The sequence below is a fragment of the Paenibacillus apiarius genome, assembly GCF_017052585.1.
GTDB lineage: Bacteria > Bacillota > Bacilli > Paenibacillales > Paenibacillaceae > Paenibacillus_B > Paenibacillus_B apiarius.
Map to the genome: position 1 here is coordinate 5,357,963 of NZ_JAFFHZ010000001.1, position 14,374 is coordinate 5,372,336.

Sequence of the window (14,374 nt, forward strand, 5' to 3'; positions counted from 1 at the left end):
AGCTGCGATGCGGCTACAGCTCCTTGTATCTCGCCAGGATCGCTTTCGCTTCCGAGATGACCCTGCTCCGCAGCTCGGCGGGAGCAATCGCCTCCATGAATGAACCGAAGCCGAGAATCATCTCTGCTGCCGAATCGAGCGTATCGAATTCGACATCGGCTTCAGACCAGCCGTCATCGGCTGGCACGGTATGGAGCACTTTGACATACCGTTCACGGGTAAAGCGAGGCAGCAGCCGATCATTCAAGCGCACACGCGCCGGATAGCGCGGCAGGCTGGATTGGAATTGCGCGGTTGATTGTTCCCAATAGGCGGCCAAGTCGAATCCGGCGGGACGCGCAAATGCCTCCTCCAGCAGTTCGGCATGCCGAACACGCGACAAACGGTAGGAGCGCAAGCCGCCGTCCGTGTCCGCCACGACGTACCAAACGCTCCGCTTGGCCACCAGCCCGAGTGGATGAATGGTTCGTGTCACGAGGCCATCATGGCGCTCATATTCAATGCGCAGCGTCCGCTCCTCCCACACGGCCTCTTGCACGACAGGCAAATAGGTGGACGATTCGCTCGTCTGATGCCAGCCAGCTCCATCCACATGAATGCGTTCTCTGGCCACTTCCGCATCTCGCCGCAGCTCGGCGGGCGATGCGGCCAATAGCTTAAGACAGGCGCTGTCGAACTCGCCTCGCAGACCGAGATCGTCCACCAGCGAAGATGAATTCATGAGCAGCAGCGACATAAGCTCCTGCGCCTTCATCCCGGTCAATCTCGTCCGGTATCCTTCCGTGAGCGCCCATCCGCCAGTGGAACCGCGATCGGCATAGACGGGAATTCCCGCCGTACACAATGCTTCCATATCGCGAAAGATCGTCCGTTCGGACACCTCCAGCCGCCGAGCAAGCTCGCGGGATGTCATTTTGCCGTGGTTTTGCAGCAGCAACAAGATGGACAGCAATCGATCGGCCCTCACCATAATCCCTCTTTTCTTCATGGAATCCGATATCATCTCCTCCTGTCACGACCAATATGACAGTAGTTGTCATATATTTTCGGATAAACTAAAACAGAAGTCAAATGAGATGAGGAGGACAAGGATGAAGCCATTGCGCAATCAAGTCGCCGTAGTCGCTGGAGCGACTCGCGGGGCAGGACGGGGAATCGCCGCCATGTTGGGAGAAGCGGGCGCGACGGTCTATTGCACGGGTCGCAGTGCGCGCGGACAGCTGTCCAGCATGGGGAGGAGCGAAACGATTGAAGACACGGCCGAATTGGTGACGGCGAACGGAGGAAAGGGGATTCCTGTACGCGTGGATCATACGGTGGAGAAAGACGTGAAGGCGCTCTTTGAACGGATAAAAGAAGAACAGAATGGACAGCTCGATATATTGGTGAATGATGTGTGGGGAGGAGATCCTCTCACGGAGTGGGGCAAAGGCTTCTGGGAGCACTCGCTTGCGAACGGCTTGCTCATGCAGCAGCAGGCCGTTCACTCGCACATGATAACGAGCTATTACGGAGCGCCGCTAATGGTTGCACGGCGGCACGGGCTTATTATCGAGATTACCGACGGCATGGATTATCGGTACCGGGGCAACGTGTATTACAGCCTTGCCAAGGTGTCGGCAATCCATCTGGCTGCGGCGATGGCAGAAGACCTGCGTCCACACGGAGTTGCGGCAGTTGCTGTTACTCCCGGGTTTCTGCGGTCGGAAGCGATGCTCGACCAGTTCGGCGTAAACGAGCAGAATTGGAGAGAGGCGGGGAGGCAAGATCCCCATTTCTTAATGTCGGAGACGCCAACCTATATCGGGAAGGCCATAGTTGCATTGGCGGCCGATCCGGAGCGGATGGACAAGTCAGGAAAATCGTACAGCACGTGGGGACTATCGGATGAGTACGGGTTCACCGATGCCGACGGCAGCCGCCCGCATTGGGGCAAATACGCAGCCGAGCAAGGATTCTGACTGCGATGTGAATCAAGGCCGGTCTCGAATCTTGAGTGGACCGGCCTTTTCTGTGCGCTTGCCGTTATTGCTTCTCGATGACGATGAGACAGGTGCTGTCGGGGAATGGAGCCGGCTCTCTCCGCTCGTTCATGAAGGAGACCTTCGGCGCAAGCGCCTCTGTATAGCCGTCTTGCAAGTAATGGCCGCACTTGATGATGGCAGCGCGGGCTCCCAACGTCTTCGCGATGAAAGTCTCATATTGCGACGGCGTAAAATAACCGAATTGCTCCTGGACTTCGTGGACATATGCTTCAGGTCCCCAAGTGTACGTATACAGGAATTCCATGGCGTCATTGATCGGCATTAACGCTTCTCGCGGCGACAAACGCTCATATCGAATCTTCCTTCCCGCGAAATCTTTGGCATATCGTTCCAGCCAGGACATGCCATCTTCCTTGCGGAACGCGACGATCCGCATCTCATCCGTTGGCTCGCTCATAATCCCGTCGCGGATAATGATGCGTCCGCCCGGCCGAAGGACATCGAAGGCGCTCCGGAGGGCGGCCGCAACCGTGTCATGGTTGAAGCGTCTTCCTTCATATTCGATATAAGAGTACAGCTCATGCAAGATGGACGAGAAAATGATCGTATCGATGCTTCCCGGCTCGACATATTGCTTGAGATTAAGCGCATCGCCCTTCATGACGCGCCAGCTCCGGTTCTCACGCTGTTTCCTGCGCTCCAGCGCCTGGATGACATTTTGCGAAATATCGATTCCGAGCGCCTGTTTGCCTGGCAGACGGTCCTCAATCAAGTCGAGCATGACTCCTCCGCCAGGGCCGATATCGATCACGCCGACACCGGTCACATAATCGAGAATAACTTGCTTATAGTCTGCCGACCGGTTCATATCGGACAAATAGTCCTCTTCATTATGGAACCGATCGTATGCGTCGCGCCGCAATTCGAACAAGTCGAACAGCATCAGAATTGCTTTCTCATAGAGCGGCGTCTTCTCGGCTTCGATGCAGAACGCTATCAATTTTTCCGCGGCGGCAGAAAATTCGAAGTTCACATACACACTGTCCCGAGCTTCATTAAGTTGTTCGATACGGAAGGCCAGATGCGGACTATCCGGCGTGCGATGGTTCCTTATATCCTCATAAGTCAGGTCCCGCAATGCCTTTTCGATCATCCGTTTTTTGTAGACGTTCATTTTCTTCCGGCCTTTGAACTCGTAATACATGCCATTCATCAGCCGCTCGAAGCTAATATGGCGCACATGCTCCGTCTGCGGAGCAGCCAAGGTCAAGAGAAAGATTTTGATGAACTCTTCGAACGAAAACTCATGTAAAGCCGCTTCGACGAACCATAAGGTTTTGTCGTCCAATGCACGGAGCGCGGTCATGATATGCGGTTGGCTTTCCAGCTTCGCCAGCTCAGCCTTTACATTTTCGCCGCTGCGGCCAGACAGCTCCCGCAGATGACGGAACCGCTCCTGCAAGGAGTACCCCTTATCGAATTGTCCAGTCACGATCTGATCGATGACGTCCTCGACCCGGCTCTTCAGTGAATCCCACAATTCAGGCGAGACCGCGGCAATGACGCACCGATTCAGCGGCAGGAGCAGATCCCGCAGTTCCCGGGGTGATACGATGCCTTGCTCTACCAGTTGATATAAGGGCGCGTTTTCGATTAAGGGCACTTCTCCGCGCAAATATTGTCCGATAAGTCCATGCGTATAAATAAGCGTATGCGTAAGCTGGCTGCGCCCATGGCTGCTGTCCTCGACATGCTGCTTATAGATCTGAGCGGAGCCGATGTTATGGGCGAACAGCAATACGCCTTGCTCCTGCCAGACGATCCGCTGCCGCAAGGTCCCGCCCTTGGCAATCTCGGACCATTTCAGCGTCTCTTCCACCGTTTCCTTAATCCAGAAGGACAAGGGCGTGTCTGACAACTCTTGCAGTGTCCGCTCTACATAGTCGAGCACCGGATTGGAATTCGCCAGCTGCCGCAGCGATTGAATCCGTTCCAGATTGACAATCCGTTCCTCGGCCGTCACGATGTATTCCAGCCAGCGGTTCTCCGCCAGCAGCGCGGTTTCGCCTTGTCTGTAGGATTGAATAGCTTCTAATGATTGCAGCAAGTGCTTCACCTTTTTCTATGGAATAGACATGAACATGTTCATATTTTGATACTCCGACGCCTTAAGTCGCACGCTGACTAACGTCAGCAGGATTATTAGCAAGATAAGTTGAGCTATTGAATTTATTCACGAGAGTGTGACACACCTTCGTTACTTATCTCAACATATTGGAGAGGCTATGCTCTCGGTTTGGCGCTTCCGCTGCATGCGGATTTAGCAGATGAACATGGTGGAGGAATCCTTTATATACTACAACATTAAGAGATGCCGGACAATTCATGTGGCAGAAGACACGACCTGTCGGAAACCGGTTCGTCCAGCTGCTTGCCGCAGAAATGGCGTTGTCGGATCATAGGGGGAGGGAGATTGATCTTGCTGGCTGTGCCGGAAAGTTCCGGTGCTTTATAATGTGGAAAAGACGAAGCAAGCAAAAGAACGAAGGAGGCAGATATCATGAACAAAGTATTGATTTTGGGAGGAACTCGCTTTTTCGGCAAAAAGCTGGTGGAGGCGTTGCTGCGCAAAGGCGCGGACGTGACGATAGCGACAAGAGGGAAGACTGCGGATCCGTTCGGGAATGCGGTGAAGCGGATTGAGGTGGACCGCACCGATTCCGCGGCGTTCAAGTCCGCTATTGGAACAGCCCAATGGGATGTTGTATACGATAATATCTGCTTCACGCCGCAAGAAGCGGATGAAGCTTGTGCCATCTTCGCCGGCAAGGTACAACGATACATATTGACGTCCAGCTTATCCGTCTACGAATTCGGTCCGGAGCGAAGAAGCGAATCGGACTTCAATCCCTATACGCACCCAATCCAATTGGAGGTACAACCTGAGCTAAGCTATAAGGAAGGAAAGCGCTGCGCGGAAGCGGTGCTATTGCAGAAAGCCTCGTTTCCGGTCTGTGCGGTCCGTTTTCCGATCGTGCTTGGAGCGGATGATTATACGAAGCGTCTCCATTTTCACGTTGAGCATGTGCGGCAAGATGAGCCAATCGGCATTCCTTCTCTGGACGCGAAGCTGTCATTCATCAGCTCCGACGAGGCGGCGGAATTCCTGGCCTGGCTGAAGGACAACGCTATGGAAGGGCCGGTGAATGCATGCTCGACAGGAGAACTGTCGCTGCGGGACATCGTCACTGCTGTCGAAGCAGCAGTTGGAAAGCAGGCGCGCGTCGTTGTCGATATGTCCGAGTTGCCCGATGTGCATAAGTCTCCATTCGGCGCGCCGGACAGCTGGTTCATGGATACCGCGAAAGCGAAGCAGCACGGATTTGCATTCCGCAATGTGAGGGATTGGTTCGTGCCGCTCGTTCGCGATATTGCGGCCGGGAGGGCATAACGGACGATAATCACGCTGTCGAGAAGTTCTTTAACGGTTGCCAATGAGTCAACAGCAATGAAAGCGGGATCTCTCCGCATTTGATCAACTCAGGCAGCAGCACCGATGCTGCTGCCTGAGTTGATCATTGTGACACCGTTGGCAGTTATCGGACACCCTTGCTTTGAGCAGCAGAAGGCTGGATTGGCGCTCAATCCAAAAGTGAAATGGCTCCTGAACAACGCGGGCAGCGAAAGTTTGCAGAAGCAATATAAGTAACCAATATCACGTTCTTCTTTTGGTAAAATATAAACTTATATATTATGAAGATATGTTCATGTACTAAAGTATAAACTTTAGTACTTTTTATCTATGAACAGCTCTGTTGGAATACTCCATAATGAAAGTTGGTTTACACTCCTTAATCGTATATCCAAAAGAAGGTAGTGAGTATGGAACACATCAGAGGTGAATGAAAGTGAAAACTTCAAATCGACTTGTTGCTTTATACCAATATTTAGTTGAGCATGACAGTTGGATTACAACCCAACAATTAGCTGCGATGCTGGGTTGTTCCGTTTGTACGATAAGAAATGATCTTGAAATACTAAAGTCTTTTTTACCGGATACTTGGTTTATTGAAAGCCGGAGGGGCAAAGGGGTTCATATAAATCGTCCCTCTAACCAACCTATTGTACCATTTAGACAGTTACTAAATGAAACAGATAGAGTTCAAAATCTAATAGCATATCTCATTCATAATGAGTCAGGGTGTACATTGATAGAACTCAGCCAAAAATTATTTTATAGTGTGAGTACAATCAGTAAAATTATAAAGATATTAAAACATGAGTTGAAAAAATACCACCTAAAATTAGGTACAAAACCCGTGAAAATTCATGGAAATGAGTTTCATTTACGACAATTTTATTTTGACTATTATCTGAATAAAAACTGTACGGCTTGGATACAACAAGATACTTTAAAATCGATATGTACTCTTATGAAATCAATTGAACAAAAAGGGAGATTTAAGTTTTCTGACACTTCTTATATCCAACTTCCGATTGTATTGTCTATCTGGAAAAGTCGCCTTTTAAAAAAACAGCACATTACAAAATTTGTTTATCCAACCTTTGTTTACGAATCCAGTGATTCATTTCGATGGATTATTCCAATTATTGAAGAACATTTAAAAAAACTGCATATAAGGGTAAGTTCTCATGAATTACAATATGGAGCAGCTCTGATACTTGGTGTACCACGAACCGAGGGGAAAATAGCAGATAGCACTAAGACTCTTATTAATGAAATGTTAGAGCAGTGTCATACGGAGCCTGTTAGTAAAGTTATTCAACACATAGAAGAAAAAACATTGTTGCCTTTTTCCAACGACCCAATTTTGTTTCAACAATTATATGACTATTATAAATACGCAAGTATAAGATGGATTACCGGAATTCACAGTAATGCTAGCCAAAAGACTATAAAGATCAAAGATAGTGAATTCAGTCTTTTTAACTCAGTCCGTGAGGCCATGCACCAATACTTTAATCATGTAGATTCAATTAGGGATGATGATGTGGCAGACATTACGATGTTCTTTGTCGCCAGCAAGCTAGGCTATAATATGCAGCAGAAAGAAAAAACAATATTATTGTATGTAAGTGAAACCGGTGTTATGAGATATGTTAAGTTGAAGCTGCTTGAAAATATCTGCGGACCAATCAAAATTGTTACTACAAATCATGCCCACGAGATGAAATATCTTGCCTCAAATAAAAAAATAGATATCATAGTGACAACCAATCAGCAAAGTTATACTCTGCTTCCCAATGGTATTCCTATCATCCATATAGACCCAATACCATCCAGCTATGATATTACTATTATTCAAGATGCATTAAAACGGGAGTCTGATCATTGTAAATACGGTTAAAACGATCCCGTTTTTTCTTTACTCTTTCGCACTTCTCCCCATCCGTCATTTCATCCATATTATCTCCCATTATATAGTTACACATTTTCTGCTCATAAATGTTAATTTTAAATATTTTATTGTTATCTATAGATGTTAGCATACTTTACGAAATGGGGAATTATAGGAAGCTCTCCTTGTTTCTAAATGGGAATTCAAAGCGACAGGTTATGGAAAAATTAATGAGGAAGGAGAGCTTAATAGAGGCGAACTTCACTTTAAAATTTGCCGATGGACCTGTATCGTGTTCAGCATTTTGCAGAGAAGATGATATTTCAAAAAAACTAGCTATCGTAAAACAACTCAAACAGCAAGTAGCTGCACTAAATGTTTGACCTTCAAATAAACCAAAGTGCTTTCTCCAAAAAATTATTACTGTGGAATAATGATTCCTTGCTGGCGATCGTATATCCCGCTAGTGGTTACTGTAAATTAAAAAGTAATTTTGTATATTTATTCTCTACTTCAATGGCAAAAAAAGAGAAATGTACGTAAAAATATCTATGTAACAATTGACTTAATGAAAGAGGGAAGAAGGGGGATAGCTCTAAAAAGATTTTTAACGTTTGCTTTCAATTGAATCAAGTTATTTCAACAAAGAGGTGGAATTGAATGATTACGAAACTGAGAAATATCTCGGCGGGAAAAAAGTTGTCACTATTGGTAACCACATTAATTCTATTTGTCGCCATTTCTAACATTATCAGTATCAGTGTCTTGAATTCGTTAACGAAAAACACGGAACAAATCATTAATGAGCGCTTAGTGCCTTCCATTATATTGGGTCCAGACGAAAGGACTCGCTATTTTAAATGAAATAGATGATCATGTTTAATATGTAAATAACTTGAATATCATTTTAGCCGAGCAATTACGTGATGTGAGCTCGAAACAAGCAGCGTCATTTACCGAGCAGCTTAACGAAAGCGTATCTCAGACGAGTGCAGCAAGTGAACATATTGCACAAAATGTACAGGAAATAGCGGAAGGTGCGGATGTGTTAATCACGACTCAAGTCGCCTCCGTTAACGACGCCGTAATGAACGCATCCGATAAATCAACGGAGGGAAATAAAGCTATTGAGTCTGCCGTAAACCAGATGCAATCGATTCATCGAGTTATATCTAACCTCGAACTTACCATTCAAGGTTTAAATCGGCGTTCTAACGAGATTGCGCAAATCATGGACTTGATTAAAGAGATTGGAGAACAAACAAATCTGCTTGCATTAAACGCTACCATAGAGGCCGCGCGAGCAGGGGACAGAGGACGCAGCTATATGGTTGTAGCTAACGAAGTACGCAAGCTTGCTGAACAGTCTTCTCATTCAGCGGATAAAATCGGCAACTTAATTAACGCGATACAGGATGAAGCATCCGAGGCGGTGCAGTCCATGCAAAGGACAAAAAATGAGGTGATAGCCGGGGTGAACGCCGTTGGCGATGCAGGACAGCTTTTCGAGGGAATCAAGCAATCGGTAGAAGAAGTAGCCATCCATATTGAAAAGGTGATCTCTTCCGTAAATCAAATGACAATTGACGCCGAAGCAATACAAAATACGGTTCAATCTGTTAACCATTCAGCTATACTTTCCTCTTCCCGTTCGCAAAATATTTCTGCGGCGACAGAAGAGCAACTCGCTTCGATGGAAGTAATCTCTGCATCCACCGGAGAACTGACTCAAATGGCTGCTGATCTTCGCTCTCAACTTTCCTACTTTAAAGTATAAGAGGAAATCCGAGCTTTTTTACCTCGATAAAACGGGCCGTTTCAGGTTTCATTCCTGAACGTCCCGTTTTTCTTTTTTTAGCAGAGCGGGCCCGACAAGATCGAGAGCGTTCATATTAAGGCATATATTTTTTCATTAATAGGTGAAAAAATGTGTGCTGTTTTTTAGAAAGTTACCGATATACTTTGCTTGTAATCGTGATTTGAATATTGTGAGGGTTATTTCCGTGTATATTTTTGACTCGTAAAAAGGAGAGGGTACTCATGAAAAAATTAATTGATGAAAAAGCAACTAATGTTCTTCCAGACGGCACATACAAAATACAAATCGATGGCAGCAAAGAAAGTAAAGTTTTACAACATGAAGGTACGTCAGCGGTAATTGCAGAATGGGCTGGAGAGCAGTCTCAAATATGGGATATTAGGTATCAGTCTCCTAATTGGCAAGGGATTGGCGGATATGTTATCCAACCAGCAAATACGGATAGATATCTTGCATGGGACAGAAATAATGGGAGTTCTGTAATTGTATCTAGAATTCCTGCAGCAGACATACAGTATACACGTTTTTGGAGAGTTGAGAAAACTCAAAACAACACATATATATTTAAGAATAACCATCATCGACTGCCTAATCTAACTATAAGGGAAAATACACTTCAGGTACTAAGCGGACATAATTACGAGTTTTCTTTGAGTACAGACTTGACTAAACCTATTCCTAAAGGAAGAGCTTTAGTAATTACTTCAGATCCACAATATCCTTGGACCAAAAATACGGATAATAACGTACCAGAAAGTGATAGTGAGAAAGAAAGAGAGTCTGAAAGGTTAATACGAGAGCAATATCAAAGTATTAATAGGTATAATAATACGAAACAACAATCTGCTGTTATTATCAATGGAGATATAACGGCATTTGGGCACTCTTGGCAACGGACCAAAATGCTTAATACACTTCTTCCTATACTCAACAGAAATTACTACTTTGGGTTAGGCAACCACGATATTGAAAATAATCAGGGTGACTGCGCTGATGATGCATGTTTTGGAGGATCGATGTTGATGCTAAAGAGTCATATTGAGAAACTTGGTTTGCCGACATTCCAATATGATATAAAAAAAGCCTCTACAAGTTGGAGTGAACCTTGGAAGGGGAGTTTTGCTTATGCAATTGATTTCGGTACAATCTATTCACTACAATTAAACAATTATCCAACCATGAACGCATATGGAGGAAGCTATTCGAATTATTATGAGATCCATCAAAACTTAGATTGGATAGAAGCAAATCTGAAACATGCTTCGAAACTTGGTAAACCAATTATTGTAAATGTACACAAACCGGACGGCTGGACGGGGGGACCAAGCCAGAGATTTATTGACCTATTGGAAGAGTATGATGTGAAAGCTGTATTTGCTGGACATTATCACAAAAGCTTAGGAACTTATTCAGCAAGCAGATTTTTTGGTAAGGTACCTGTGTTTTTATCGGGTAGTGCATCGCAATCTACTTATTTGATCGTAGAATATGATATGGATACGATGAATGTGTACAAAGTAACAAATAATAATTGGGAAGAAAAAAAACTAGTGAAAAGTATTGAATTGAATAATGGAAATTCCAATAATTACAAAATTGTGAGCGCTTTAAATAACTCAAGTGTCGTTGATATGTCTTTACAAAAAAATGGGGATGTTCATTTATGGCAATACGGCGGTGCTTTAAACCAAAAATGGAAACTTATCAATGATGAAACGAAAAAGGCGTATCAATTTATAAATATGTACGATGAGGGCCTAGTATTAGCCTGGAATGACTATATGGGCTCAAGGAATGTATTTGCTACGCCTAATCAAGGGAAAGATGAGCATTATTGGCTCCTTGAGGATACAGGAGACGGTTATCATATTTTAAAGAATAAAAAGTATCCTTATTTAGTCTTGGATGTAGATAAGGCTGACACTGACAATGGCACAAATATTAAAGTAAATGAGCAACATGATTTTAGCAGCCCGTATATTAAAGCACAAAAATTCAAATTGATACAAGTTTGAAAGCCCTTTCGAATGGTTTTTTGCATACAGTTCTCAAGCTGCATACATTTCTCAAGCTGTCGAGATTTTCTCGACAGCTATTTTTGTATTATTAATTCTCACACGACACTGCGCGAAAGAAAGAATGGACAAGACCGTCTCCGGACACTGGCGATATGATTCGTAGTGGGAAGCCGGAAGGTTATTACGGTTTAAGTTTCTCTACACTTTTTTCATTGATAGATGAAAATATGTATGCTTTTTAAGGAATTTCAAAAGCTATACTTTAATCGTAACTGAAAGGAGGATTGATTTTATAAGGAAAAGAATAGGAAAAGATTTTATCTGTCAAGCCTTTTCAAAATCTTGTTCGGTATTGAAGGATGTGATGAAAGTGAATATTTTTCCTTATCATTATGATGATGCACAGACCTCATTCCATGGCACTTTTTCGATTAAGAAAATAAACAAAGAATACCATTACAATTATGCTTACTTTCAACTTCATTTTTTAGAAGGCCAATTCCTTTTGAAAGATGCGCATCAAAAGAAGATGTATGAAGAAAATGTCACAGGAGTCAAGGCTGTCGTAGCTCTTAAAAAAGAGTACTTGCAAGAAGTTCTGCCGACTCATCAAAAAAACCTAATTTTTAGAAACGTAGGTGGATTAGAGAAAAACAAATATGACTTGATGGTAGTAAGCACTGATTTAGAAAATAAATTGGCGAATAAGTTGGTTTTAAAAGGAATGTTACATCAGAAAATAAAGGAGCTTTTGATAGGGAATGAAAAGTACCTGTTGACAATTACATGAGGAAAATAGAGGAGGAATCAATATGAGTGCCGGAAAACTGGATACCCTTACAATCTATGATTGGAATCAAACCGTTAATGATGTGAAAAATCAAGGAAGCATCCTTGCAAGGAACTTTCCAAGCTTCTTCTCTCAAGAAATTAATGAGCAGACCATGAAGGCAAAAGTAAGTGGAGTTTGGCTGAAATGGGAATTAACGAATGAAGGCACGGGACAATATCCTATTTATAAGTGTTATATAGAAGATGGAACATTGGAAGTGGAGGTAGAAAATAAAAAAACGAAGTATGACTTAAAAAACAGCTGGATTAAAATTTGCGCGAAAATCGAAATCGATAAAAGCAGTTCCACTGAGATGTATAAGTTTTCAGAAAAAGAAGATGCCTTATACTCTATCCATCATTCTTTCCCATTTGATAAAGAGAATCGAGTTGCATCTAATCTGTTAGAACATTTGCTTATCTCATGGTTTAAAGAACATAGAAATCTATTAAATAATCATGTCAACAATTACAGGATCCATGTTCGTACGTCAAATGACTTGACCTTGGCTGGATGGGATACCGGTTATGTAACGTCGTTCTCAAATGTAAATAAAACCATTCTGGAGAAAGAACTGTATCCTAAGAATTTCAAATATGAGTTTGAGGATCTTGACTTTGGATTTTTGTTTAATATGAAAGGAACATTTGATTCTTGGAAAATGACTACAGGAGCAGACGGGCAAAATGTAAATTTTATTTGTAAAATTGGTCAAAATAGCTCGCTTACCAATGAAACCGGCAATAAAACCTACGACTTTTCTTCTGATGCGTTCTTGAAAGTTCAAGTGAAATTAGAATACTTCAATTCAACAGAAAAAACGATTGAAGATCCTACCGGTCTACATGATGGGAATCAAGTCGAATTGAGAGTAAAAACAGACCGGGACCAAAATCAGAATCCCCCAGTGGTTCTTGTGGATTCTTACTACTCCGAAGACCTGACAAGTCCGTTGTTGAACAGTATCGCAACGAGTATGTTCAAGGAATGGTTAAATGAAAACATCGATAAATTCGAAAATATTTTTTCCTACTTTCTTTTACAAGAAACTGCAAAAAACGAAGATTTCCAATGGTTGAAGCCGACGACCGCTTATTACGGAGTAGCAAGCGTCGAGGATGAAAATAAGAAGCCGGATTTGGATAAGAGTGTCTTTTCCGTTATGTCGATGGTCGAGAACCATGTGAATAAATTTCCACAGCACACCGTAGATGCCCGATTATTGCACGCAGTGAATAACGAGTCAGCCTTTGGAATTGATATGCCATTATTTGTGGAGAAATGGGTTGAAAATGCGTTAGTTGCAATGCAGATTGGTACGCCAGAACAATTTGAAAAAACAGATAATGGATTGGTTATCTCGAATAAAGAGAAAATTAAGTTTGCCACAATAGAAAATGACTCTGGGAATGACGTGCCTGGTTATGTTGATGAAGGTAAATTCAGACTGGGCATAATCAATAATCAGCTTGTTCTAGAGATGGAAGACCTGTATTGGGAACAGGCAAGAGGAATTATGGGCCATGTTAATTATAAGCAAAGCTTTGACATTACCTTAAAAAGCGGCGTTGATGAATTAGGTAAAGAATATAGTAACGTCTTGATTCCAACTGAAAATACGGATCCTACCATGTTAATGACCTTTACGATTGAAGATTGGAAGAAGAATGAGAATTTGATTATTGAAATCGTTACAGGAGTCGCTATTGGAATTTTGGTAGGTTTTATTCCTGTCGGAAAGATATTCTCAAAATTAAAAGACGTTGTAAGGAAAGCTTTTCGGCAATCCGGTAACCGTATGTCAGCCGAACTAGGATCAAGTGTCGCGATCGCCATGAGGGAAATAGCTCAAGAATCCGGAGAAACAGGGACAGCATTCTTCCGAAGAATAAGTCAGGAATCAGCTGATGAAATTACCTTGTTCACTCGGCCAGGTATTAGTGCTCAGCAAATCATAAATGAAGTAGCAAATAAACCCGAGAGCTTTTTTTCGAAAATATGGAAAAATAAGTATAAACTTATAGGCGGAGTTGTTGGGGGAGCAGTAGGGGGAATGGTGCCAACGGCCATTATTGGAGCTATCCAAAATGCACAACAAGAGCATTATTCATTACTCCCGACAATCCATGAATTTGTTGCGAATTGCGTAGGAACCGTAAACTGGCCCGATAACAGTGAATTTAAAATTGAAACCGCTCAGCTTCAAGGCATTTATTTAATGGGCGGAAAACTAAATAAGGAAAAGTAAAGATTTGAGCAAAAGCAATACATCTATTGTAAGAAATTACACTTAAATGCGGGGAGCGCCGGACAAGACGTTCCCTACTATCAAAATTTTAGATAATGAGGTGATGATGCAC

10 protein-coding genes are annotated in these 14,374 nt (G+C 43.5%); 8 read left to right on the plus strand and 2 right to left on the minus strand.

Translation table 11 applies throughout. The features are described 5' to 3' along the window. Positions 1-13: 13 nt before the first annotated feature. The gene (locus JSQ80_RS23780) at positions 14-967 is read right to left on the minus strand and encodes a WYL domain-containing protein (protein WP_206097724.1); all 954 of its coding nucleotides are present in this window, start codon (positions 965-967) and stop codon (positions 14-16) included. 124 nt (positions 968-1,091) lie between these two features. Between JSQ80_RS23780 and JSQ80_RS23785 the strand changes: the two genes are divergently transcribed. Next, positions 1,092-1,961 (plus strand): SDR family oxidoreductase, encoded by an 870-nt coding sequence (locus JSQ80_RS23785; RefSeq protein WP_206096953.1) that lies wholly within the window; start codon positions 1,092-1,094, stop codon positions 1,959-1,961. Positions 1,962-2,025: 64 nt separating this feature from the next. Here the strand turns inward: JSQ80_RS23785 and JSQ80_RS23790 are convergent, their stop codons facing one another. Next, on the minus strand, positions 2,026-4,092 hold the full coding sequence (locus JSQ80_RS23790) for a class I SAM-dependent methyltransferase (RefSeq protein ID WP_206096954.1): 2,067 nt from the start codon (positions 4,090-4,092) through the stop codon (positions 2,026-2,028). Between the two features lie 453 nt (positions 4,093-4,545). On the opposite strand from JSQ80_RS23790, the gene JSQ80_RS23795 reads away from it, so the two are divergent. From JSQ80_RS23795 to JSQ80_RS23825, 7 genes are all read left to right on the plus strand, one after another. Next, the gene (locus tag JSQ80_RS23795; protein ID WP_206096955.1) at positions 4,546-5,436 is read left to right on the plus strand and encodes an NAD-dependent epimerase/dehydratase family protein; all 891 of its coding nucleotides are present in this window, start codon (positions 4,546-4,548) and stop codon (positions 5,434-5,436) included. A 105-nt stretch (positions 5,437-5,541) separates the two neighbouring features. Continuing rightward, complete coding sequence (locus JSQ80_RS23800) at positions 5,542-5,694, plus strand: hypothetical protein (protein ID WP_206096956.1); 153 nt, start codon at positions 5,542-5,544, stop codon at positions 5,692-5,694. 199 nt (positions 5,695-5,893) lie between these two features. After that, a complete protein-coding gene (locus JSQ80_RS23805) occupies positions 5,894-7,354 on the plus strand; it encodes a helix-turn-helix domain-containing protein (protein ID WP_206096957.1) in 1,461 nt (486 codons plus the stop codon). A gap of 886 nt (positions 7,355-8,240) precedes the next feature. Beyond that, entirely contained in the window at positions 8,241-9,122 is an 882-nt protein-coding gene (locus JSQ80_RS23810; protein WP_206096958.1) for a methyl-accepting chemotaxis protein, read from the plus strand. A 263-nt stretch (positions 9,123-9,385) separates the two neighbouring features. Next, positions 9,386-11,179 carry an RICIN domain-containing protein gene (locus JSQ80_RS23815; RefSeq protein ID WP_206096959.1) on the plus strand — a complete coding sequence of 598 codons (1,794 nt, stop codon included), beginning with the start codon at positions 9,386-9,388 and terminating at the stop codon, positions 11,177-11,179. A 367-nt stretch (positions 11,180-11,546) separates the two neighbouring features. After that, complete coding sequence (locus tag JSQ80_RS23820) at positions 11,547-11,972, plus strand: hypothetical protein (RefSeq protein WP_206096960.1); 426 nt, start codon at positions 11,547-11,549, stop codon at positions 11,970-11,972. 22 nt (positions 11,973-11,994) lie between these two features. Then, positions 11,995-14,262, plus strand: coding sequence for a TULIP family P47-like protein (locus tag JSQ80_RS23825; RefSeq protein WP_206096961.1), 2,268 nt, complete (start codon positions 11,995-11,997; stop codon positions 14,260-14,262). Positions 14,263-14,374: the final 112 nt, after the last annotated feature.